Here is a 21902-nt window from a genome sequence, read left to right as displayed (position 1 = left end):
GTCTCGCCGCACGAACTCGACATTGTGCCTCCGGGAATCCCGTCGACATAATGACCGCATGCGATCACGCACGGCCGGTGCGTCCGCATCGCACTCGACGCCTGGACCGCGTCTGACCCTTTTCGGGCTCGACGAGGTCATCCACCACACCTCTGCACCTGTCTCGACTATGCGGTGCCGAGCGTGAAGGCCCGCACCCTCGCGGTCACGATCGGAGCGATCGTGCTGATCGGCGCAGGCGCGACCTTCGTGGTGGATCCCTTCCAGTGGCGGTCGGGCCCGGGATCGTCGGCCAGCGCCCCCGTGAGCAGCGCGACGCCGACTCAATCACCCGATGTGACCGACCCGACAGCAGAAGCCGTTGCGGATGCTTTGCGAGCAGTGCCGGAGGATCCTGTCGCGGGGGCATCCGAGGCTCTGCGCCCCGCTGTTCAGGCCGCACCGGACGTCGCCGTGCCACCGGGCGCGACAATCGACGTTGACTCTTCCACCTGGGTGGCGACCGACGATCAGGCAGGCACGATCGCGATGTCGATGACGGTGCCCGGAGAGGCGGACCCGAGGGCCTACCTCGCATTCATGGTCGTCGAGAACGGCGTCTGGAAGCTGGACGGCACGATCGAGAGCGAGTTGCAGCAGTGAGACGCATTCGAGTCGCTCTGGTCATGCTGCTGCTCGCAGCGTTCGTCGTCGCCACGCCGCCCGCCGTCGCCTCGCCGACCGAGAACTCGTACACGAATCTCTCCGCCGGCTGTGCGCCCCGAGGGCTCGAGCAGGCAAACGTCTGGATCAGCGACTACGAAGCCGACGGCGAGGCGAGACCAGATCCGGAATCGGGCCGAGTCGTCCCGGTGCTGATGGTCCACGGGTGGACCGGGAACTCAGCACACCTCTCAAAGCCGCTCGGCAACTTCTCGCGCACGGCCGACCTCGGCACGATCGGCGAATCGATCACCCCATCCTCTCGGACCGTGGTCGGCGTCCTGCAGTACCTCGGGGATACCGACGTCTACACCTTCGATTATCACGACGCGTCGGCGCAGTGGGTCACGTCCGATCAGATCGCGGCACCGCTCGCGAACTCGATCCGGTGCCTGGCTCAGAACTCCGGCCAGAAGGTGATCGTCGTCGCGCACTCCATGGGTGGCCTCGCTGTGCGCCAAGCACTGGCCCAGGATCCTGGCCTGCTCAAGGACCTGAGCCAGGTCATCACCTTCGGAACGCCGAACACCGGATCCGACATCGCTCGTTCCGTCTCCGCGGGAGGCTCGGGCGGGTCGATCAATGCCACCGCCAGCCGCGCCTTCTCGGCGCTGCTGCGGAGCGCACTTAGCAGTTGCGGTTCCGCGACGACCACCTCACTGAACACCGGGACCCCGTGCGATTGGCTACCCGCGCAAGCGAGCGCCTTCGAATCAGATGCTGGGCGGGCGCTTCGAACTGGGTCGACGGAGCTCAGTCTGTTGAAACCATGGCCGACCGAATTGCCCGTGCACGCGCTCTACGGCGACACGACGCTGACAATGCCGCGGATGGGCTTCCTCGGTCTTCCCCTCCAGACAGAGGATGTCCGCGTCGGGGACGTCGTCGTCGGCCACGAATCGGCCACAGCACGCGCGACGACTCGGGACAGCGCCCGCTGCCGCTACACCATCAGCGCAGTGCACAGCCTCGGAGAGCAGTTCCTGCGGGACATGAAGCTGAAAACGGTCGACGAAGTCGGTCGTGACCTAATGGAAGGCGGCAATTCGCCGTGCTACCACGGGTCTTTGATGCGCACGCAGCAACTCGTGAACGCCATGATCGGATACGTCGTCGACGACGTCGACAGCCGTGGGCCGATCGAGGACGTCGTCGGCGAGCTGCTCATCCCCGCCGGTGCGTGCACCCAGTGGGAAGGGTCCCGGCCCATCCAGTTGTCCGACGGTCAGGGCGAGAACTTCGACGACGGCCAGAGTGGGACGGGCATCCTCGCAACGCGGCTCGTCGGCACCACGGATCTCACCGGGGACGGCAGAGACGACGCCGTTCTTGTCGTCCAGTGCACGGGCACGCCGGCCGCGCTGTGCTGCGCCGGGCGCGCGTCGATCATGTCGACGGTGCTGGCGCTCGACCTCAGCGGCGCGACTCCCGTTCTGATCGGGACGCCTTTCTCCGGCGGCAGTCTCTCCTCCTCCGAGGGCGACGTCTACGCCAAGATCTACGACGACGGGACCGACTCCCCGCGCCTCGAGGGCACGGATGTGCTGGCGTACGAATACCCGACTTACGATCTCGAGGACCCGGACGAGGCCGAGACGATCGCCGGCTGGTTCCGCCACACATTAAAGAACGGGGAATGGACTCGAGTGAGCGAGTAGCTCAGCTCCCCGCATCCAACCCCCGCTGAACCACGATCAAGGACCTCCGACGCCTCTGCACCGACGGCACTCGAATGACCGCGACCACGTCCAGCTGGGGTACACCTCAACTAGACGTCAGACAGATCCGCGAACCACGTCCGACTAGGGTCGCTCTCGGTTTTTTCTGACACTCGTCCTTGAGACTCTTAGACTTCAACTGGACAAATAGGGGTCGGAGGCGGCATGACGGGTCAGCGAGTCGGGTACGTGCGGGTGAGCACGCTGGATCAGAGCACGCTCCGTCAGCTCGACGGCGTGATCCTGGATCGAATGTTCGAGGACAAGGCTTCCGGGAAGGACGTGAACCGTCCGCAGCTCGAAGAGATGATTGGGTTCGTCCGCGACGGGGACACGGTGCTCGTGCATTCGATGGACCGGCTTGCGAGGAACCTCGAGGACCTGCGTCGGCTAGTGCGCCGGCTGACGGACAAGCGGGTCCGGGTCGAGTTCGTCAAGGAGCAGCTGACCTTCACGGGAGAGGACAGTGCGATGGCGAACCTGCTTCTGAACATGATGGGCGCGTTCGCGGAGTTCGAGCGCGAACTCATCCGAGAGCGCCAACGCGAGGGTATCGCCCTCGCTAAGCAGCGCGGCGCTTACCGCGGACGTGCCCGCTCACTCTCGCCGGCCCAGACTGCCGAGCTACGGGAACGTGCCGCCGCCGGGGTGCCGAAGACGACGCTGGCGAAGGAGTACGGCATCAGCCGGGAGACCGTGTACGCCTACCTTCGAGTTGCTGCAACCGTCGCCGCCAACTAGCGCCAGAGCCGAAGGGCCTGGCATCTAAGGGCGGTGAGTCTTGCACCATGTTTCGCGATGAGGTGCGCCGAGGTCACCACGGCGCCAACCCCTGTAGCTCCTCGTCAGGAGCGACAGCTTCTAGCCTGGCGGCACCTCGAAGTTCCGGCGTTGCCTGTTGCCAGCCCCAGCAGGACAGGCTGCGGCAGCAGCGAGCGAAACTTACCGCGCGCAATCAATGCGTATTCCTCATTATTTGAAGGCGTTGTGAGCGGCCGCTCGTCCCAGATTGCTCTCTGCACGAGACGCCCGTGATCACCTCGTCCCCGACAGGAGTCTCTGCACGACGGCTCGGGGCAGTATGCGAGGTAGAGCAGTGGCGCTGAGTGCCGATCAGCGGCACCATCGAGAAATGGGCTTCTTCTCCTCGGCGCTGAGCAACGGACGCATCTCTTTCCCGGGGGCGTCAGAGGAGTTGGTCTTCCGGGCGGTGCTGACGGCAGCGGCGCAGTGCCGCTTGTCGGTGCAGAACGCCGATTCGACGTCCGGCTTCGTCTTGTTGCGGGCGAAGAGCTTGTACCGGCATTGGGACGGCAACCTCTCGGTGTCCGTCACCGGCGAAAGATCCGGCGCCGTAGCTACCATCTCCGGCGCCACGACGACCAACTCGCTCACCGGAGTGACGGACCCTACTTCCCAGGGAGAGCTCGGACTTGTACGGGGCCGGCTCGATACGGCGATCCGGCGAGCGGTGTCACTCGCAGGAAGCGGGAGTGCGTCGGCTACCGCAACAGGGGAACCCTCTTCGTCAGCCGTGGACGCCGATGTCCAAAACGTGACCTCGCATCAGAAGCTGTGGTCGTCCCCGTTCGGCGACAAGCGCGACAAGGCGACGGTGACTATCTTCGACGACGCCCTCGAGTGGACGCACCGAGACGTCGAGGCGTCGATTCCCGTCGGCGATATCGAGGCCGTGGACGCCGTCGACTCCCTTCAGGGCGGAGCACTGAGGATCACGGCCTACGGTAGCGAGTACGTATTCGCGTTGGACCTCCACCGAGCAAGGACCGGCGCAGCGACAGTCGAGTCGCTCATGGTGGAGCGACGCGCTTCGTCCGTTGAGGCAACCCCTGAAACGCTTACGGACGACGAGTCGCTTAAGAGGAACCCTATCGATGCAGACACCGTTGGCCCCCTTGACGAGTCGAGTCACGACGCAGCGCGGCGGATCACTTCCCTGCACGGCCTGCTGACTTCTGGTGCCATCACTCAGGAGGAGTATGACCGCAAGAAGGCGCAGCTGCTCGAGCTGCTCTGACACGGTCGTCCGCGGTCAAGCACACAGGAGCTCGCCGACAAGGAGCACGGGCGTCATCACGAGGATCGCAGTCAAGATCAACCAAGCTGCTGCGCGCGCGGCGTGTAGGTCCGATCGACGTCGAAGACCTCAGCCACTCGCCCGCGACACCAGTCACGGTGCCTGAGCGCGGCAACGCAGGCGCCCGCTCCACAAGAAAGGCCGGGCTGCGTCTCGCAACCAGTGCAGTTGATAAAAGTCGCGGGAAACAGTTGCGTTACCTAGTTCTGAGACTCACTGCTCCAAACCAGCGCGCAGGTGAGGAAGCTCCGCTTCTCTGACCAATAAGACGTCTCGAATCCATAGGGATGCGAGACAACCTATGCGCCTGTATGTACCTCGGAATGACGTCTTTGGAGTAGCGGATTACGCGCAGGCGCAGCTGAGTGCTTCTTGGACGTCCTCCGTAGTCGGTGTGCAACCTCGCCGTGGTCGATGCGCAACCTCTCCGTAGTCCATGTGCAACCTCTCCACCGCTCGCGGCGAGGAGGAGGGTGGAACCAGTTGAACCGGAGAAACATCGAAGGAGAAACATCATGGACACCACGAAGACCACGGCCAGCCAGACGACTCAGCACGGCCGGTCGTTCCAGCGCAGCAAGATTCTCGGCGGCATCGTCGCCGTCACCCTCGCCCTCGGCGTCCCGACGCTCGCCGCCGCCCCCGCGCAAGCCGACACCGTCGCGACAGCAGCCGTCACTGCCGACAGCGGCCGCACCGTCGGCACTACTGAAGCGACCAACACCGTCCCGGACCCCACTCAGTGCACCTACGGGGCTAAGGAGAAGTTCCACGAGGCGACGGGCCTCTACCCGGCCTTCAAGGGCAACGCCTATGAATGGACCGACACCGCAGCGGCAACCGGTTGGACGACCGTCCTCGATGCGCAGGCGCGTAGCATCGTCGTCTTCCAGCCCGGAGTCCAAGGGTCAGATGCGACGTACGGCCACGTCGCCTGGGTCGACTCCATCGAACAGCACCCCGACGGGCTCTACATCAACATCACCGAGCTCAACGGTGTCGCCGGCCCCGGCCAGTGGGGCACCCGCCAGGTCAAGGACGTGCCCGGCATGAGCTACATCCTCGCTCCGTAGATTCGCGGAGAAGTCCGAACGGCTGTTGCAGCACGCGCTGCAGCAGCCGTTCGCTTGTCCGTCCACCCCGCAAGGACCGAACCGACAAGCAGAACGCCTGCTTGTCGAACCACGCCGGAGCCGTGTTCATCGGATCCGCCCACTGCAGACCAGCGGCGACCGCGCACACCACGCTCTCAGGACCGGCGCCGAAGTAGCAGTACCCGTGGGTCCCTCGATCTGCAGGTGCGGCAGCATCACCACGAGACGCCAGTTAGACAGCATCTTCCACACCTGGACCGTGAAGGTCTTCGTCTCCTGCAACCGGAAGCCGTTCCCCCGTCCGCACGATTCGCTCCCCCGCGAAGTCAGCCTCGGAACGCATCTGCCGCTCGAGGTCGTCGAGCGCCTCGGCTCGAGTGCGCAGCATCGCCTTCTGAATCACCGCCCCAGTGTCCCGATAGCCACCCCCTCACTGGACATTCCATCGGGCGGGCCTTACGGGACACTGCCGCCCGCACCCATGCACAGCGCATCCGGCTCGCCGCAGTGGTGCGGTGAACGACCCCCTATCGGACGCCCGCTCAGCGATCACCTTCGAGACGTGATCCGCCCCGACCGGTGATGCGGTTCACTGTGGACATGAATCAACGTCGCCTCGTGGTCCTTGCTTGCGCAGCAGCGCTCGCGATCACAGCAGGAGGTGCAGCTGCCCTCCTGCTGACCGCGCAGAGCTCGCTACCACCCGCCGGCTCCGCGCGCTCCACGCTCACGGCTCTCGAGCCGGGCGTTCTGACCGGGGATGTCGAAGCGATCCGTGCTGCCGCTGGCGCGACGTCGGAGGAACAGGCTTCCGGGATCCTCGATTCCTGTGCTGACGTATCAGCGACGGATACGCAGTTCGACGTGTTCGATGAGCTCGTGCCGACCTCTGCCCACGCTTACCTCGCCGGCGCATCCCGCTCTGGAGCCGCCGCGCGCAGTGCGTGCGAAGTGTGGATCAGCTGGGATGGCGAAGCATGGGTCGCCAGCTCGAAGCACACCACCGCATCTCCGACACCTCTCCCCACGAGCTGACCGGACCTGCCGCGCTGCGGGAGACGGAACAAGCATCGGCGCCTCAAGCGACCGGTGAACGACCCCTTACGGAACGGGCGCGATGGGCCGGATGTGCCGACTGAACGACACTGGGTATTGCCAGGCCTTGCGACACAAGGCATAGTGTCGGCATGGCGACCGACACCGAGAAGATCCTCACGAACCTCCGAAAGGGGGTTCTGGAGTTCTGCGTCCTCGCGGCAATCTCCGGCGAGCCGAAGTACGGGCGAGACCTCGCCCACACGCTCAGCGAGCAAGGGATGCTCGCCGGCGAAGGCACCCTCTACCCCCTGCTCTCACGCCTCCGCGATACGGGCTTCGTGTCGACCGAGCTGACCGAGTCGAGTCAGGGACGACAGAGGCGCTACTACTCCCTCGCTCCCGCGGGTCGCGCCCGGCTCGAGGAGTTCCGCTCGGCCTGGGCGCCGTTCCGGACCACCGTCGACACCCTCTTGGAGACGCACTGATGACCACGACACGTACCCCCGACACTCGTCGCACCTACCAGGCCCAGTTGCGGCGCGAGCTGGCCGTGCTGCCGCGGCGATCACGCCGCAACCTCCTCCGAGAGGCCTCCGATCACGCTGCCGACATGGCCGACGGTCCCGAAATCGACAGCTCCTTCGGCGATCCCGTCATGATCGCTCGGACCGCGCTGGAACAGCAGGACACGAATGCTCGACGCCCGAGCCGACCCAGCCCACTCATGTCCTCCAAGGTCCTACAACTCGTCGCCGCCGTCCTCGCAAGCCCATTTGCCGTGTTCGCCATGATCGACCTCTTCGCCCGAGACTTCTCCGCCGACTCATTCAGCGACTCCAGCTCGGGTCTGGTGCGGATCCTGCTGTGGGCTTTTCTCGCGCTGCCGCCCCTCTTCGCTCGGTGGACGACGTGGTGGAGGACCTCGGTCGCCTGCACGACGCTGTACGCCTGCTACCTCACAATCGCTCTGGTCATCTTCCTCGGAGGATGGAACGTGCCGAGCGCCGGGGTCGTCTTCCTTATCAACGGACCGCTCGCGATCAGTCTCGCGTTCGCGCTCGCACTCTCGCTCATCGCTCTCCTCCGAGCGCCCAAGGCTCTCCGCCTCCGCTGACCACCTAGGGGTCAAGGCGCTCGGCACCCGCTCAACGGACCTGACGCGATGAACGATCCCCGACCGGACACCCGAGCCGGGCGGGAGAGGAAAACGCCGTCGACGGCTCATAGATCGGCTCACTCGGATCGATCTGTCGAGGGTAGATTCGCCGGATGATGACGACTCGGACCGGCCGCTCCACCCTCGCTTTGCTGCTCTCCCTTCCCGAGTTTGCGCTCGTCGGTTGCGCCGGTTCGACGACGGGGGCTCCGGCGTCGACATCGGATGCCGCACCGGCGTCGAGCGCGACCGCCACTCCGACGTCGACCGCCTCGACTACTCCCACGCCGACCGCGACTGCGCAGGGGGAAGCGGCCGGTCCGGTGTGGCCAGAGGACCCATGCCAGGACACGCAGCTCACGGCCACGGTGGAGGACCGGCCCGAGCTTTCCGGGGCGGGCCAGGAAGGGTTTGCGATCGTGCTCACGAACGCCTCGGATCAGGCGTGCTCGTTCTTCGGGTGGCCGGGCGTTCTGATGCTCGGCGCCGATGGCACGCAGCTCACCAGTGCCGGCACGTCGGGTGCGGAAGCGTTCCCGGGGGCTCTTGCTCCGGGTGAGTCGGCGCAGGCGGAGGGCCAGCTCTCGGCGGTCGGCGCGTACGACTGCACGCCGACGACCGCAACGACTGTCCGGGTGCTCATCACCTCAGACGGCGCCGGCCCAGGAATCGACACTCCGGCCCATTTTGAGGTCTGCGGCGGGGACGGTCGCAGTGACTTCACGACCGGGCCGCTCACGCCGGCGTCCTGACTCTTCAAAGAAACGAGTGGGACGTCGCATACCCTGGGCCTGTGGGGACATTCTCGAAGGCCCGAAGCACCATCGCACTGGCAGCGTGCTTGATCGCCGTCACGGGATGTACACCTCAGCCGATACCGCCGGCTCCGGTGCCGTCAACGGACGACAGCTCCGAGTCAGCGCTAACCGGTGATCTTGGCGTGGCAACGTTCGCGGGGAGCGATGGGACGGCCGGCACCGTCCGTTTAAGTGCTGCCGATGGTCGGCTTGCTCTTGCGTCAGACGAGCTCGAGATTCCCGCCGCGACAGCATCTTCCTCCGGTTTCGTCGCGATCATGGCGGCCCTGGATCCCGTCGATGCAGGTGCCACCTGTTTCGACGTCGATTTCCCGATGTATCTCGCGGATGCGGAGTCAGGGAAGCCCTACAAAGCGTGGCGGAACCTCGCAGATGTCAACGGCGACCCGACAGCGATCGATCAGCTCGTCATCACCACCCAGCATCAGAGCGAGCTCGACTGCGCGACGAAGATCATTGCTGTCGCTGACGTCCAATGGAGCGTGAAGCCTCAACGTAGCGATCTCGTCGCCCAGGACGCCGGCCCACGTGCAGCAGCGCGCGGCGAGACGACGTCGACGGACGGAGTGCCGACGTCGTACATGGTCGCTCGCAACGACCTCGCAGAGGACGTCGCGGCACGATTCGGCATGACGGCCGATGACCTGTTCTACCTCAACCCGTTCCGCTTCCCTTCTGACGAGATTCTGCGTGTCGGTGAGGAGCTGAACCTCTCTGTCGCTGCGCGGTGACCTCCACGCGGGGCACTCGATGCCGCGCGTGACGTTTCGACTCTTGGTCAATCTGGTGGAGCGCAGTGCATGATGTCCCGATGAACGTTGGAGAGTTCCCGCGGCCAGATGGAATGATGCCCATCGTCTTCGCCCCTCTTGGGCCCATCGTGGGAGTCATGTCCTCCATCTACATGTGGGACCCGAGGGAGACGTGCGAAACCCGCGGGGGACGCAGCCTGAGCGGAGAGAAGCTCCTCTGGAATAGGCTGCTCGGATGGTTCAGTAACTAAGGCGGCGGGTAACTAGCATGACAACTTGTTTCTTCATGGCCATACTTCTGCCATTTTTTATCTGGGTACTCTGGCTAGCGATAGTTCGCAGGAAGGACGGTGGAACTCTTCCTTCTCGCCTCGCATGGGCACTAGCAAGCGGCATCGGAATTCTAGTCATGTTTGGAACGGCAACATCCAAATTTGCGGAACCAGCCACAGATAGGAATATCCTCACGAGCGACATGTCCTTTGCTCGTCTGGATGGATACTTTTTAATCGCTGGCGCAGTAGTTTCCACCCTTGTTCTGCTGGTTCTTTTCTTTGCATCAGGTGAAGGAGGGGGCGATGCTCATACGCAACCTGAAAAGTCACGGAAAACCGAAGCAGACGCTTCTCGTAAGCTGGGGGACGACTGGTAACATCACCTGCGAGCTTCGTCCGACTACGTGAGGTGATGGCTTTCTGAGCCACAACCGCTTCGTAGGCTGACTAGGTACGGCGACTGGCCGAAAGATGACAGCCAATCGCGTCGAGTTCCTCTTCGGCGCACTGCTCACCGGCGTCCTCGTAACCGCTTGGGGATACCAACTGACGATCGGAACAGCGGCGATCGCCTTCACGGCAGCCGACCTCATCGTCCTGCTCTCCCCCTTGCGCGACGCCCGCCACGAGGACCCGGACATCGTGCCCGGGCACGATCAGGACGCGATGAACGGGACGCCCCACTAAGCGATCCCTAAATGGGACGTGACGCACTCGCCTCGGGTCGGCTCAGTCGGCAGGCTCCGCGACTGCCGGCGCTGCAAGGCCGAGTCCTTCGCAAAACGGGCCGGTGGGCTGACCCGATCTGTTCGGGAAGACCCCGAGCCTGGTATCCGCGAGGACGCAGGCAGTCGGGTTGGGTACGTCAATGGGTCCGCTCCCCGGGTAGGGCTCGTCGGGGACGGCGCTCCAGCTCGCTTCGCATCGTTCGATGGCGGCGGCGACCCGCTCCGACAAGGGGAGCAGCTCGAATGCGTTGCGGTCGTCGTCCACGAGGCTGCTCGTGGTGTGGTCCGCGCGGACATTGGCGACGGAGTAGCAGTCGAAGCTCGTGTTGGCTTCGTCGTTGCTGGCCTGCGTGACGGCGATCGCGGCAGCGCTGGTGCCGATCGCGACGACGGCCGCGAGGCCGAGCCCGACGAGGCGTCGGCGCTTGGTGGAGCGGTGGCGGGTAGCGATGTCGGTGAGGATGGTGGCGCGCATCCTGGTGAGCTGTTCCGTGGTGGGGCCGAGGTCGTGGGTCATCAGTTCTCCCTTTCGAAGGGGCGCAGGGTGGTGCGAAGCGTGGCCCGGAGTCGGCTGAGCCGGTTGCGGATGGCGCCGTGGGTGGAGCCGAGCGCTTTCGCGGCGTCGGCGTAGCTGCTGCCCTGCTCGATGCAGAGGTAGTACAGCGCTTGATCGGTGTCGGAGAGCTCGGAGACGGCTTCCTCGATCGCTCCGGCGAGCTGACGCCTCTCGACTTCCTCGTCAGGGATGCCGCGTCGGTCTGAGTGCAGGGACAGGTCCGCGTCTTCGGTGCGGTTACGTGCACGGGTCTTGGTTCGGACGAGATTCAGCGCGGTGAACCGCGCGGTGGTGAGCAGCCACGGAAGGGCGGACGCATCCACGATCGCGACGTCGTTGATCCGCGTCCACGTGGTGAGGAACACATCTTGCACGACGTCTTCGGCGTCGGTGGGCGCGCGGACGATGCTGAGGGCGTAGCGGTAGGTCGTCGCCGCGTGCCGGTCGTAGAGCCGGCCGAACGCAGCCCGGTCGCCTCGCCGCGCGCCGTCCATCAGGGCGGCGTCATCGGTGCGTGCCGCAGCGTCTCGGGCGAGTGCTGCTGCTTTCGGTGGCGTGCTCATGCTCAGTGGTGTCCGATCCGGCCCGATCGTCTCAGACGGGAGCAGCTCTGCGGTCATCCGCCCGAGGCTCCATCTTGTAGATGGGCGCCACCCGTCAACTCAAATGAGTATCTGAGGATATGAGTGCTGGTTCACGTAGAAGCGACCTCAGCCGTTGCGGTGGCGAGCTTCGCTGATCGAGAGGTGGTCTTTCGAGCAGGATCCGTGGACGTAGCCTTCTCAGCATGACGACGCCGGCCGACTCCGTGCCCCTGACCGGCCGACGGCCGCCGCAGCGGCGGCGGCACGAGGCGCTGCTGTTCTTGCGAGACGTGGTGGTCATCGTCCTGGTGGCGGTTCTGGTGTCCAGCCTGGTCAAGACGTTCCTCGTGCGGTCGTTCTACATCCCGTCGTCTTCGATGAACAACACGCTGGTGCAAGACGACCGCATCATCGTCAACGAACTCGTCCCCCACGTCGTGCCCCTCTCCCGCGGAGACGTCATCGTGTTCAAGGACCCGGGCGGATGGCTTCAGCCCGTCCCGCAGACTGAGGACACGTCCGTGGCCGGGCTGTTCGAGAACACGCTGCAGGCGGTGGGACTGGCGCCCGAGGAGACGAACGATCACCTCATCAAGCGGCTCATCGGGCTTCCTGGCGATCACGTCGTCTGCTGCACACCGTTGGGGCAGATGACCGTGAACGGGCAGCCCCTCGATGAGGCCTCGTACGTCAAGGGCGGGGAGAACGCACCGGCGGCGTCGAGCATCCCGTTCGATGTCACCGTGCCGCCCGATGGGCTCTGGGTGATGGGCGACAACCGGGGGAACTCCGCCGACTCTCGCCTCCAACAGGGCACGCCCTCCAAGGGCTTCGTCCCGATCGACAATGTGACCGGCCGAGCCGTCGCGATCACGTGGCCGATCGACCGATGGCGCTGGCTCGACAACTTCCCCAACACGTTCCAGGGCCTCGATCCCCGCTAGAAGCGATCACCGCAGTGAAGCCGACCCTCGACTGACGCTCCCGGCGCGTCGGTTGTGGACGAGCCGGTCGGACTACCCGATTTCGCCGCCATGGCTTCTGTAGACGGATCCCCCGGTACGAGGTCGACCGCCCTCGTCGTGACAGCGGCACCCGGCGACTCATTTTTCTGTCGCGGTTTCGCGTTCTCGTCCTCCTCGCGACATGTCCTCTATGACGCCGCATCATTGGAGGACCACCATGACTCGCCCCACGATCAACGACCTCGACGCCACGAACCCGTACCGGACCGCTTCTCCGCAGGACGCCGATGAGGCCGTACGGCTGATGCTGGCGGTCGAGCCATCGCGACAGCAGCGGCACCGCCGGCAGGCCGGGATCGCTGCTGTGATCGCCGGCGTCATCGTCGCGGGAGTAGGCGGTGTCGCGGTCGCGGCGCCCTTGCTGCAACGCCCGATTCTCAGCAGCGATATCCGCGAGTTCGCGGTGACCATCGATGGCGAGAGCTGCACGGCGACGGTTCAGGTGCAGCCCGAGGACGTGACCAAACGGACCCTCAATTCTCCTGAGGGGATGGCCGCGGCCGCCGCAGCCCTGGCTGCCATCGACCTGGACAACCTCGAACCCGAGCCAGACGACTACTGGCACTTCTCTGAGGGAGATTCCCCGAGCGAGCCCAGCGCTGCGCTGAGAAAGCTCTCTGATATCGGCGCAAGCGTCAGCGACTCCGTTCATGCCGCACTAGAGGACGCGGGTTTCCAGGAGCGGGTGTCGATTGCAACCTCTCTGGACTGCGGAGCAGCAGAGTGATCCGGAAGCAGAACGACGATCGCGCCACGCGCCTTCGAGCCGCGATGGAAGCAAACGCCGCCGACCTCTTCGCCTACTTCCTCCGCCGAACCCTCCATCACGAGGATGCAGCGGACCTCCTCAGCGAAACTGCCCTGACGGCATGGAAGCGGATTTCTGCGATCCCGAGAGAGCCGGAGCGGGCGCGGATGTGGCTGTTCGTCACCGCCCGGCACACCCTCGCGAACCACCGCCGGAAAGCGAGCACGGTCCGGAAGACAGCCGACGCGCTGGTTCTCGAGGACGTAATCGCTCCATCGAGCACCGCGGCCGTCGATGTTGCGATCGATGTTCGTGACGCGATGCTGCGACTGCCGGAGAAGCTGCACGAGGTGGTGAGCCTGGTGCACTGGGAAGGACTCACGATAAACGAGGCAGGTCGTGTGCTGAGGATCCCGGTATCGACCGCCCGTTCGCGGTACGCGCGTGCGGTCGCGTCTCTGCGGGAGACGCTCTCCGAAGAGGAGGACGACAACCTAGCGGTAGCGGCGTCGGTCCGACTCCCTGCGCCCGCTGCTACCGCGTAGCCGCGTCGCACGTGTGTCCGCGTTGATGGCGCGGAGTACGTGGCTCCTGGCAGCGCGTCGAAGCGGCAGGTGAGGGGTGGCGGCTTACGGTGAGTGGTCGGTTTCGGAGAGGGCGTCGTGCGCAGCGGAGAAGTGACGAAGAACCGCCTGGTTGTCCAACTGCCGATGCGGTACCCGGACACGGCGTCGCGAGCGGTGATGACCCGTCGCGGCTGGTGGCTGCTGGGCCTGAATGTGCTGATCCCCGGATCGGCGCAGGTCCTCGCCGGCTCGCGGCGCCTCGGGCGCTTCGGTCTTGCAGCGACCCTCGCGCTCTGGACGGTGCTGGCTCTGACGCTGGCGTTGTTCCTGCTACTGCCCTCGGTCTTCTACTCGCTCGTCGCCCTCGACGGGACACTGATCGTCGCGCAGGCGTTGCTCCTTGGCTACGCGGCGTTCTGGCTCATGCTCACTCTCGACACCCTGAGGCTGGCCCGCCTGGTGAGAGTCGCGCCGCGAGCGCGCGCCGCGCTGAGTGCAGCGACCGTCGCGCTCCTCCTGGTGTCGGTGGGGACGGCCGGCTATGGCAGCCACCTGATCGGGATCTCCCGCGGGCTGCTCTCGAACGTGTTCGGGGACGGGCAGATGGCCGCGCCCGTCGACGGCCGCTACAACATCCTTCTGCTCGGCGGCGACGCCGGCGGGGACCGTGACGGTCTGCGCCCCGACAGCATTTCCGTCGCCTCGATCGACGCAAGCACCGGCGCAGCAACCATCGTCGGCCTCCCCAGGGATCTCCGGGACGTACCGTTCCGGGAGGGATCACCGATGGCCGAGCTCTATCCAGACGGGTACCTCTGGAACGAGTGCAACGTCGACCCGTGCATGCTCAACTCGATCTACACCGAAGTCGAGCTGAAGAGCCCCGAGCTGTACCCGGACGCCGAAGCTGAGGGCAGCGCCCCCGGTATCGAGGCGATGCGCGATGCGGCCGAAGGTGCCCTCGACATGACCATTCAGTACTACGCCCTCATCGACATGCAGGGCTTCGCGGACCTCATCGACGCGCTCGGTGGCATCGACATCGACTACACCGGCGAGGACGACCTGCCCTTCGGCGGGGTCCTCGACCCCGACACTGGCGAGCTCGTCGGAGTGAACGGCTGGCTCAAACCCGGCAAGCACCACCTCGACGGCAACAACGCCCTCGCCTACGCCCGCTCCCGCTACGGATCCGCTCGCGGCGACTACGACCGCATGGAACGACAGCGTGAAGTACAAGGTGCGATCCTCACCCAATTCGCCCCAGCCAACGTGCTGCTGAAGTTTCAAGCCATCGCGGACGCCGGCTCGAACGTCGTCCAGACCGACATCCCACAGGGCATGCTCGGCAAGTTCGTGCAGCTCGCTCTCAAGACCCGCTCGCAGCCCATCGGATCCATCGAACTCACCCCGCCGGACGTCAATCCCGAAGACCCCGACTACGACGCGATCCGCGCCTCCGTCGCCGCAGCACTCGACACGTCCACGACCGGCTGATCAAGCGTCCGCAAGACCATCCTCTTACGGAACGGTTCAGTGGCGCCCGCGTCGCATGTGCAGGGGACCTTGAACATCTAAATGCTCACGGTCGTCTGCACGAGTGCCGCGGTGACGCGAAGAGGTGTGCAGGCGACTGCGAGGACCGACAGCGGCGTACGCAACTCGCGGGCGACCGGTTGACGACCCCTCAACGGACGCCGCGGCGCTGGTAGAGCTATCTTCAAGATGGACACGGGAGGGCTGATGCGAGCCGAATGGAACGAAGCGTTCTTTGACGCGCAGCGCGAGGAACCGCTGACCTATTGGGTCTGCTTCTGGATTGGCGCCGATGACGAGCTGGCGGTGACCCATGACCCGCAGCGGATCACGGACGCCGACTCGGTCGAGGAGGTCCTGGCCTGGATTCACGACACGAAGGGCGACCGAGACTTCGAGCTGTTCGTGGAGACCCTCAACCACACCGAGACCCGCGAGCACGGCTGGATGCCAGCCCGAAACCTCATCCACCTCGCCGGCAATTACCGCCCACCAGGAACGACTTCCACCCTCTCTGCAAGCTCGGAGAACTAGCAGCACCTCCACCCCGGCCGGGCGACACGAGAAAACAGCTAGCCGCCCAGCAGTGCCCGCCCGGGGCGACGTCGACCCGAACCACGCGAAGCCTTGGCGGGGCAGCGGGCTCCGGGTTGGATGAGCACATGCAGAGCCGAAAGTCGAGCAGACCAGCGACCAGCCGCACGTCATCGATCCGGTAGTCGTACTCCGGAACCGGATGACGCCGCCGCACCCCGACGGCCTCGATCGCTGCGGCAAGCTCGGCATCCGGCAACATGCGCTGATCCTCTCAGACGCACGGCCAGCGATCCCCTTACGGGACAGGCGTCTTCCATGGTCCTGACGTGCTTGAACGAGGCCGGAGCGGATCGGGCTCAGAGCACATCGACGCGGCTACCCACTCCGTCATCCAGTGACCCGTTGCGAAGCTGCCGTGGCTCGAACAGGCTGAGGCCGTGCACTCCAGCCTTGAGGACCCGTACCCGCCGTCGCTTGATGAAGTGACCACTCGATTCCCTGGTGCGCTGTTCACGTTGCAGCAGCAACCCTCCGTCGAAGAGATCGCTGTAGGGACGATCGTGCACACCACAAACGAGCAGAGCCGCTACCTCTCCGCGGCGATCACCTACACCCTCTGGCGCCGACCGGAGAACCGAGACGATCCCGCCAACCTGGCCGACATCAGCAGCGAGCTGCGCACTCAGCTCGACGAACCACCAGTGCGCCCCCTTCCCGCACGACTTATGGAGATAAGAGCTCGACTCCAGTTCCCGATGCTCTGGGAAGCAGTGCTGACGACGCTCATCGACCCGAAGGACCCCGGTCCACGAACGATCGAATCAACGCTGACGGATCATGTGAATCACGTGCTGAGGAACCGATTCCGCGATACGCGCGTCCAAGGGACGCTGCCAGGGGAACTGCTAGGCGGAGCGACCGCGGCTGCGGTCGAGCGTGGCGTGGCAGTCAGCGTCGACAGTCGACCGGAAAACGGGGTTCTACTTGATACCGACGCTCACGTCCTCGGTATCGGAGCCGAACTCGAGGGTCGCCACATAACGGCCGTCATCGCACGCGACGATCTACCCTTCCTCAACCTCGCGTTCGCGACCAGACAATCCACGGGCGCCCTTTGACGGGCTGATCCAGCCCTGTACGGGAGGGGCGGATCAACCCCGGTGATCCGACCGTTCCGCGTGGGGATCCCTACACGGGATGCACGCCAGCGACCTGACACCGGCGCCATGGCGCCCAAACGACGTCGGAACGGACAAAGATCCGAGGCGTGAAAACAGCCCTGACGGTGAGCACTACATCTTCCTCAGGACCGCCCGATGGGTAGACGCCCCGAGGTCGTTGGGATTTAGGGCAGCGAGCAGCCCGCTCTAGTCGAGTGGCGCGTGTCGGTCGGCGACCGTGCGAACCGTTCGCACGAGTTGTGGATCTTCGCCTCGGGCGAGTCCGGCGTACTCGAGGCGCAGCGAGCCGTCCTCGGCCGGGGTGGCCTTGATCCAGACTCGTCGGCGCGGCACGAATAGTGACGTGAGAAGCCCGGCGAGGACGAGTATCGCGAAGAGCAGCACCCAGCCCTGGGTGGCGTCGTGGTGGATGTCGAAGGACGCGAAGCGGCGGACGCTGTCGGTGCCGATGACGTCCGGGTCGGCTCCGACGTTCTCGAAGGTGACGGTGCCCAGTCCGTCGGGCAGGTTCGTGGTCTCGCCCGGCTTCAGCGTCAATGGTGCTACTCCGGTGTCGCCTCCGGTCAGTCGAGTCAGAGAGTCGACGGCGAGCTCGTAGACAGAGGTCGGCACTCCGCCGTTCAATCCCAGGTCGCCCGAGAACACGTTGAGCGAGAGCACGGGGTACTGAAGGTCCGGGAAGACGGACGTCGATGCCCCTGTCGCGAGCTGGTCCTGGGTGGGGTAGAAGAAGCCGGTCATGCCGATCTGCTCAGCAAGGCCGTCCGTCACCTTCACCACTCCGACCGAGGTGAGGTTCGCGTTGGTCGGGAGGAAGGGCACCGAGTCGGTGAAGATCGCCGTGCCGGAAGGGTCGCGGACCGTGATCGTCGGGGCGTAGCCGTTGCCGAGGAGGTAGACATTCGTGCCCCCGATCGCCAGCGGCTCGTTGACCTTGACGGTGCGCTCTTCGCTGCTGCCTCCGCGCTGGGTGGTGGTGACGGTCGCGGTGTAGTCGATCGGCTGCCCGAACGCCTCGCCCGGCTCGGTCACGTACTCGACGGCCAGACTGTCGAGGTTCAGCTGATACGGGTCGAGCTGGCTGCTGTCGAAGAAGCGCCCCGGGTTGAACGAGTCGTAGGCCGCGAGGTTGTTCGCAAACCCCTGACCACCCTCGACCAGCACACGCTGCCCGCTGTAGCCGAATCCACCGCCGATACCCACGGCGACGAGGATGCCGACCAGGGCGGAGTGGAAGACCAGGTTGCCGGTCTCGCGGAGGTAACCGCGCTCAGCGGAGACGCTCGACCAGCGGCCGCGCGGATCGTTGTACCGCTCGATGCGGTAGCCGGCGCGGCGCAGCATCGCGTGGGCGCCCTCGATCGCCTCCTCCGCAGTGGAGCCCTCAACTTCTCGGACGGTGTAGCCGGCGAGGCGTTGCAGACGGGCCGGCGTCTTCGGCGGCCGCGAGCGCATCGCCTGGAAGTGGTGCTTCGTCCGCGGGATGATGCAGCCGATCAGCGAGACGAACAGCAGCAGGTAGATGCTCGAGAACCACGCCGAGGTGTAGGTGTCGAAGGCCTGGACCTTGTCGAGCAGCGGCGCGAGGTCCGGGTTGTCGATGAAGTACTGGGTGACGCCGTTGGGGTCGGAGGAGCGCTGCGGCACGAGCGAGCCCGGCACCGCCGCGATCGCGAGCAGCAGCAGCAGGAACAGCGCGGTGCGCATGCTGGTGAGCTGGCGCCACATCCAACGGACCCAGCCGGTGAAGCCGAGGGTCGGCTGCGTGATAGACCCGTCGGAGTCGAAGTGGTCGGCCGGGCGGAAGTTCGCATCGGTGCGAGCCTGAGCCGTGTCGGGCTCGCGCGCGAGAGACGCGTCGTGGTCAGATCGCTGATCGGACGTCATGGATCACCGCGCCGAGAGCGTTGCAGGCGAGCGCACTGCTCGCCCCGCCGGCCATCAGCAGCCCGCTGACGGCTGCACCGCGACGGCGGACGCGGGGACGATAGCGAGCTTGTCGTCGCGCACGAGCTGGATTCGATCAGCAGTCACAAGTCCTCAGTGTATGGACGCCGCTCGATGTCCGGCTGATCGTCGCGGCAGTCCAGAACCGTGGGCTGCACGCGAGTTCAAGGCTTTCAGCCACCGAGCCGATCGCCCGCTCACGATCCTTTCGCGGGCGGCCATGATCGGTTGCAGGGCTCGACTACCGGCGCCGAAACGCTCCATACAGTGCGCCGAGGACGATCAGGCTGCCGATCCCGACGAGTACCCAGGTACGGGGATCCTCGTTGACGCTGGTGCACACGCCTGGCGAGTTCACGTACTCCACGCAGCTACCCGAACGGTCACCGGCGAGAAGGACCACCGCGACGAGAGCAACCAACGCGATCGCGAGCCACCACCACCGAACGCGACGCCGAACCAGTGCACCCATGACCAGACCGTACGACGACAGTGGTTCATCGAGGAGGCGGCCAGGTCTCGATAGTTCATCGATGTGGCCTGCCGCTCGCCTCTGCCGGCGGAGGCGCCCGGTGCCAGAAGGTGGCAGGAGCGTTTAAGTACCCCTGAGCTGTCCCCACCCGAAGACGCTCTCCGCGATGAAGTCTTGAAGATCGCTCTGCACGGCCAGAGCGAGGACGAACACGGAGACGCCGCTCTGAAGCTCTCGCGATGAGCCCGTCTCCCCGAGGACTACCCACTGCGCGACGACGCTGCCGTCCTCGAGGCGATCTGCAGGACTCAGAGGAGAACCGTCCGGCCACTCTGCGAGCCGCACGAAGTGCAGCCGAAGTGACGAGCGTTCGTCCTCGTGCAGCATCGCCTCGAACACGGGAACGAGCGCCAGTCGAAGCTCCTCGATCGTCGTCACCGCACACCAGGGCTGTCGACGTAGACGTTCTCGCTGAGCGGCGTCCACGTCTCTTCGACTCCCCCGCCGTCCGGGACGACGTGGACCGTGTCGCGGCCGATCGCGCTGTCGAACCCGCCGGCCCCGCAGCTCTGGCCCCATGTGTCCTCGTCAGCGACGCTCGTCAGGCATGTCGTCTCCGGATCGCTCGTGCGCGCCAGGAACAGCGACAGGTCGCCGACTCGGCCGACGAGCCGGGAGCTGGTCTCGTCCATCTCGGACCAGGAGGCCCGCGGGGGCAGCGTCGGGAACGTATCGGCGTCGGTCGCCGCCCGGTCGAGGTCCGCGAAAGTGAGCGGCGGCCGCTCGGCGGTGGTGAAGCACCCGCTCAGCGAGGCCGCGCCCGCGGCAGCGATGGCCGTGATGGCGAGGGTTCGAGCGGTCACCCTTGCGATGCTGCGCGGTCGACTTGTCCAGGTCACAGGGTCAGCCTAGGAAGCGCGGGACCAGGACACGCCCTTTCCGGAAACTAGGGTGAGGGCATGTTCCCCGCGCTCGGCACCGCGTTCCTCGCGGGCGCGCTCGCTCTCCTCTCCCCCTGTGCCGCACCGATCCTCCCCGGCATCGTCGGCGCGCTCACCTCGACAGGGGACGGACGGGCTCGACCGTCTCGGCAGGTGTGGTCGATCCTCGCGTTCGCGGTCGGGGCCGCTCTCGTGCTGATCGGGTCGGTGGCGTTGCTGCTCGCGTTCGGCGCGAACGTGAACCTCGCCCGGCCGCCGTACACGTTCATCGCCGGCGGACTGCTCATCGCCGCCGGCCTCTACTCCCTCGGCGTCCTCCGGATCCCCTGGATCACGAAGACTTCCACCCCAGGCAGCTCGGTCGCGAAAGCACTGCTGCTCGGAGTCAGCTGCGCCGCCGTCTGGTACCCCTGCCTCGGCCCGTCCCTCGCCATCGCCTACGGCCTCGCCTCCAACATCGACACCGTGGGACTCGGCGTCGCGCTGGGGTTCGTCTACTTCCTCGGCATGCTCACCCCGCTGTTCCTGCTCGGACTCGTCCTCGCCCGCGCAGCACGCTCACGCCGCTGGCTGCGCCGCATCGGCGCCTACGCCAACAAGGCCGTCGCCGTGCTCCTCATCGCGATCGGCGTCCTCGTCATCACCGGGCTCTGGAACTCCGTGTCGCTGTGGATCGTGGACAACTCGAGCTGGTTTCCCACCCTCTGACCTTCGGGTGGGAAGTGTCGCACTGGGCGATCCCCATACGGGACGCGGTGCTGAACGCTGTAGGCGATCGAATGGTGTCGCAGGCCAGCTACACGAGACCGTGCCGGTGGGCGAAGGCGACGAGCTGCAGACGCGAGGCGAGTCCGAGCTTGCTCAGGATGCTGGAGATGTGGCTCTTGATCGTGGATTCACTGAGGTGCGCGGCGGCTGCGATCTCGGCGATGCTCCGGCCCTCCGCGGCGGACGCGAAGATCTCCTTTTCCTTGACCGAGAGCGCGTTGAGAACTTCGGGCGTCGTGGTCGACGCCGAGGGCAGGTAGTCGCGCACCGGTAGGTGCTCCGCGGCGCCGGCGACGACGGTCCGGCCGGCGGCCACTGCGCGGATTGTTCCGAGGAGCAGTTCGGTGGAGGCGTCTTTCACGAGGAAGCCGGCGGCGCCGGCGGAGAGAGCCTGCGCGATCGCGCTGTCGTGCTGGTGGGTGGTGAGGATGATGACGCGGGTGCTGATGCCGGAGTGCTGCGTGAGACGTCGGGTTGTCGAGATGCCGTCGAGGACGGGCATGCGCACGTCGAGGAGCAGGACGTCCGGTTTCTGCTCGAGCACCAGCTCGATGGCGGCGGCTCCGTCGTAGGCGGCGCCAGCGAAGTGGAGGTCGGCTTCTGCGTCGATCAGCATTTCCAGCCCTGAGCAGAACAAGAGGTGGTCATCGGCCACCGCGACT

At 65.7% G+C, this 21902-nt stretch carries 24 protein-coding genes; 18 read left to right on the top strand and 6 right to left on the bottom strand.

All coding sequences use genetic code 11. The features are described from left to right. The first annotated feature begins 183 nt into the window (after positions 1–183). From C5C37_RS02110 to C5C37_RS02065, 11 genes are all read left to right on the top strand, one after another. Entirely contained in the window at positions 184–642 is a 459-nt protein-coding gene (locus C5C37_RS02110; RefSeq protein WP_146085168.1) for a hypothetical protein, read from the top strand. 23 nt (positions 643–665) lie between these two features. Then, positions 666–2360 (top strand): triacylglycerol lipase, encoded by a 1695-nt coding sequence (locus tag C5C37_RS02105; protein ID WP_104273449.1) that lies wholly within the window; start codon positions 666–668, stop codon positions 2358–2360. A gap of 225 nt (positions 2361–2585) precedes the next feature. Beyond that, positions 2586–3161: a recombinase family protein gene (locus tag C5C37_RS02100; protein ID WP_104256138.1), complete on the top strand. Its 576-nt coding sequence runs from the start codon at positions 2586–2588 to the stop codon at positions 3159–3161. A 391-nt stretch (positions 3162–3552) separates the two neighbouring features. Next, positions 3553–4458, top strand: a complete 906-nt coding sequence (locus C5C37_RS02095) for an SHOCT domain-containing protein (protein ID WP_104338375.1) — start codon at positions 3553–3555, stop codon at positions 4456–4458. A gap of 575 nt (positions 4459–5033) precedes the next feature. Beyond that, the gene (locus tag C5C37_RS02090; protein ID WP_104338374.1) at positions 5034–5591 is read left to right on the top strand and encodes a CHAP domain-containing protein; all 558 of its coding nucleotides are present in this window, start codon (positions 5034–5036) and stop codon (positions 5589–5591) included. A gap of 621 nt (positions 5592–6212) precedes the next feature. Further along, the gene (locus C5C37_RS17080; RefSeq protein WP_146085166.1) at positions 6213–6647 is read left to right on the top strand and encodes a hypothetical protein; all 435 of its coding nucleotides are present in this window, start codon (positions 6213–6215) and stop codon (positions 6645–6647) included. Between the two features lie 152 nt (positions 6648–6799). Next, entirely contained in the window at positions 6800–7135 is a 336-nt protein-coding gene (locus C5C37_RS02085) for a PadR family transcriptional regulator (RefSeq protein ID WP_104338373.1), read from the top strand. After that, positions 7135–7764, top strand: a complete 630-nt coding sequence (locus tag C5C37_RS02080) for a hypothetical protein (protein ID WP_104297783.1) — start codon at positions 7135–7137, stop codon at positions 7762–7764. Before C5C37_RS02085 ends, C5C37_RS02080 begins: the two co-directional genes overlap by 1 nt. 155 nt (positions 7765–7919) lie before the next feature. Beyond that, a complete protein-coding gene (locus C5C37_RS02075; protein WP_104338372.1) occupies positions 7920–8558 on the top strand; it encodes a DUF4232 domain-containing protein in 639 nt (212 codons plus the stop codon). Positions 8559–8746: 188 nt separating this feature from the next. Then, positions 8747–9355 (top strand): hypothetical protein, encoded by a 609-nt coding sequence (locus C5C37_RS02070; RefSeq protein ID WP_104338371.1) that lies wholly within the window; start codon positions 8747–8749, stop codon positions 9353–9355. A gap of 767 nt (positions 9356–10122) precedes the next feature. Next, complete coding sequence (locus C5C37_RS02065) at positions 10123–10338, top strand: hypothetical protein (RefSeq protein ID WP_104288531.1); 216 nt, start codon at positions 10123–10125, stop codon at positions 10336–10338. A gap of 42 nt (positions 10339–10380) precedes the next feature. Here the strand turns inward: C5C37_RS02065 and C5C37_RS02060 are convergent, their stop codons facing one another. Further along, on the bottom strand, positions 10381–10896 hold the full coding sequence (locus C5C37_RS02060; protein WP_104338370.1) for a hypothetical protein: 516 nt from the start codon (positions 10894–10896) through the stop codon (positions 10381–10383). Then, positions 10896–11555, bottom strand: a complete 660-nt coding sequence (locus tag C5C37_RS02055) for an RNA polymerase sigma factor (protein WP_104338369.1) — start codon at positions 11553–11555, stop codon at positions 10896–10898. The genes C5C37_RS02060 and C5C37_RS02055 overlap by 1 nt, the downstream gene beginning before the upstream one ends. A 167-nt stretch (positions 11556–11722) precedes the next feature. Here C5C37_RS02055 and lepB point away from each other — a divergent pair, with 167 nt between their 5' ends. The 6 genes from lepB (at position 11723) to C5C37_RS02025 (ending at position 17049) form a co-directional block, all read left to right on the top strand. Then, complete coding sequence (gene lepB / locus C5C37_RS02050) at positions 11723–12463, top strand: signal peptidase I (protein ID WP_104338368.1); 741 nt, start codon at positions 11723–11725, stop codon at positions 12461–12463. 238 nt (positions 12464–12701) lie between these two features. After that, positions 12702–13271 carry a hypothetical protein gene (locus C5C37_RS02045; protein ID WP_104338367.1) on the top strand — a complete coding sequence of 190 codons (570 nt, stop codon included), beginning with the start codon at positions 12702–12704 and terminating at the stop codon, positions 13269–13271. Then, a complete protein-coding gene (locus tag C5C37_RS02040) occupies positions 13268–13837 on the top strand; it encodes an RNA polymerase sigma factor (protein ID WP_219814457.1) in 570 nt (189 codons plus the stop codon). Before C5C37_RS02045 ends, C5C37_RS02040 begins: the two co-directional genes overlap by 4 nt. 132 nt (positions 13838–13969) lie before the next feature. Continuing rightward, positions 13970–15355, top strand: coding sequence for an LCP family protein (locus tag C5C37_RS02035; RefSeq protein ID WP_308471046.1), 1386 nt, complete (start codon positions 13970–13972; stop codon positions 15353–15355). A 228-nt stretch (positions 15356–15583) separates the two neighbouring features. Next, positions 15584–15928 (top strand): hypothetical protein, encoded by a 345-nt coding sequence (locus C5C37_RS02030; protein ID WP_104261691.1) that lies wholly within the window; start codon positions 15584–15586, stop codon positions 15926–15928. 485 nt (positions 15929–16413) lie between these two features. Continuing rightward, positions 16414–17049, top strand: a complete 636-nt coding sequence (locus C5C37_RS02025; RefSeq protein ID WP_146085164.1) for a hypothetical protein — start codon at positions 16414–16416, stop codon at positions 17047–17049. A gap of 249 nt (positions 17050–17298) precedes the next feature. On the opposite strand, the gene C5C37_RS02020 is transcribed toward C5C37_RS02025, so the two are convergent. The 3 genes from C5C37_RS02020 to C5C37_RS02010 form a co-directional block, all read right to left on the bottom strand. Further along, the gene (locus C5C37_RS02020; protein WP_104338366.1) at positions 17299–18999 is read right to left on the bottom strand and encodes a cytochrome c biogenesis protein ResB; all 1701 of its coding nucleotides are present in this window, start codon (positions 18997–18999) and stop codon (positions 17299–17301) included. 655 nt (positions 19000–19654) lie between these two features. Beyond that, positions 19655–19969, bottom strand: coding sequence for a hypothetical protein (locus C5C37_RS02015; protein WP_104255884.1), 315 nt, complete (start codon positions 19967–19969; stop codon positions 19655–19657). Then, positions 19966–20394, bottom strand: a complete 429-nt coding sequence (locus C5C37_RS02010) for a hypothetical protein (RefSeq protein WP_104255885.1) — start codon at positions 20392–20394, stop codon at positions 19966–19968. The genes C5C37_RS02015 and C5C37_RS02010 overlap by 4 nt, the downstream gene beginning before the upstream one ends. A 96-nt stretch (positions 20395–20490) precedes the next feature. On the opposite strand from C5C37_RS02010, the gene C5C37_RS02005 reads away from it, so the two are divergent. Then, on the top strand, positions 20491–21180 hold the full coding sequence (locus C5C37_RS02005) for a cytochrome c biogenesis CcdA family protein (protein ID WP_104338365.1): 690 nt from the start codon (positions 20491–20493) through the stop codon (positions 21178–21180). Between the two features lie 88 nt (positions 21181–21268). Here C5C37_RS02005 and C5C37_RS02000 read toward each other — a convergent pair whose 3' ends face one another. Then, positions 21269–21895, bottom strand: a complete 627-nt coding sequence (locus C5C37_RS02000; protein ID WP_258074002.1) for a response regulator transcription factor — start codon at positions 21893–21895, stop codon at positions 21269–21271. Positions 21896–21902 lie beyond the last annotated feature (7 nt).

This window comes from Rathayibacter sp. AY1F9 (assembly GCF_002932155.1).
In the GTDB taxonomy this organism is placed as follows: Bacteria; Actinomycetota; Actinomycetes; order Actinomycetales; family Microbacteriaceae; genus Rathayibacter.
This window is presented reverse-complemented; position numbering and strand designations above follow the sequence as displayed.

What these genes read in the sequence shown, in the direction of transcription:
- C5C37_RS02105 (WP_104273449.1), top strand. Translation starts at nt 666, where the DNA reads ATGCTGCTGCTCGCAGCGTTCGTCGTCGCCACGCCGCCCGCCGTCGCC.
- C5C37_RS02100 (WP_104256138.1), top strand. Translation starts at nt 2,586, where the DNA reads ATGACGGGTCAGCGAGTCGGGTACGTGCGGGTGAGCACGCTGGATCAG.
- C5C37_RS02095 (WP_104338375.1), top strand. Translation starts at nt 3,553, where the DNA reads ATGGGCTTCTTCTCCTCGGCGCTGAGCAACGGACGCATCTCTTTCCCG.
- C5C37_RS02090 (WP_104338374.1), top strand. Translation starts at nt 5,034, where the DNA reads ATGGACACCACGAAGACCACGGCCAGCCAGACGACTCAGCACGGCCGG.
- C5C37_RS17080 (WP_146085166.1), top strand. Translation starts at nt 6,213, where the DNA reads ATGAATCAACGTCGCCTCGTGGTCCTTGCTTGCGCAGCAGCGCTCGCG.
- C5C37_RS02085 (WP_104338373.1), top strand. Translation starts at nt 6,800, where the DNA reads ATGGCGACCGACACCGAGAAGATCCTCACGAACCTCCGAAAGGGGGTT.
- C5C37_RS02080 (WP_104297783.1), top strand. Translation starts at nt 7,135, where the DNA reads ATGACCACGACACGTACCCCCGACACTCGTCGCACCTACCAGGCCCAG.
- C5C37_RS02075 (WP_104338372.1), top strand. Translation starts at nt 7,920, where the DNA reads ATGATGACGACTCGGACCGGCCGCTCCACCCTCGCTTTGCTGCTCTCC.
- C5C37_RS02065 (WP_104288531.1), top strand. Translation starts at nt 10,123, where the DNA reads ATGACAGCCAATCGCGTCGAGTTCCTCTTCGGCGCACTGCTCACCGGC.
- C5C37_RS02060 (WP_104338370.1), bottom strand. Translation starts at nt 10,896, where the DNA reads ATGACCCACGACCTCGGCCCCACCACGGAACAGCTCACCAGGATGCGC.
- C5C37_RS02055 (WP_104338369.1), bottom strand. Translation starts at nt 11,555, where the DNA reads ATGACCGCAGAGCTGCTCCCGTCTGAGACGATCGGGCCGGATCGGACA.
- lepB (WP_104338368.1), top strand. Translation starts at nt 11,723, where the DNA reads ATGACGACGCCGGCCGACTCCGTGCCCCTGACCGGCCGACGGCCGCCG.
- C5C37_RS02045 (WP_104338367.1), top strand. Translation starts at nt 12,702, where the DNA reads ATGACTCGCCCCACGATCAACGACCTCGACGCCACGAACCCGTACCGG.
- C5C37_RS02030 (WP_104261691.1), top strand. Translation starts at nt 15,584, where the DNA reads ATGGACACGGGAGGGCTGATGCGAGCCGAATGGAACGAAGCGTTCTTT.
- C5C37_RS02020 (WP_104338366.1), bottom strand. Translation starts at nt 18,999, where the DNA reads ATGACGTCCGATCAGCGATCTGACCACGACGCGTCTCTCGCGCGCGAG.
- C5C37_RS02005 (WP_104338365.1), top strand. Translation starts at nt 20,491, where the DNA reads ATGTTCCCCGCGCTCGGCACCGCGTTCCTCGCGGGCGCGCTCGCTCTC.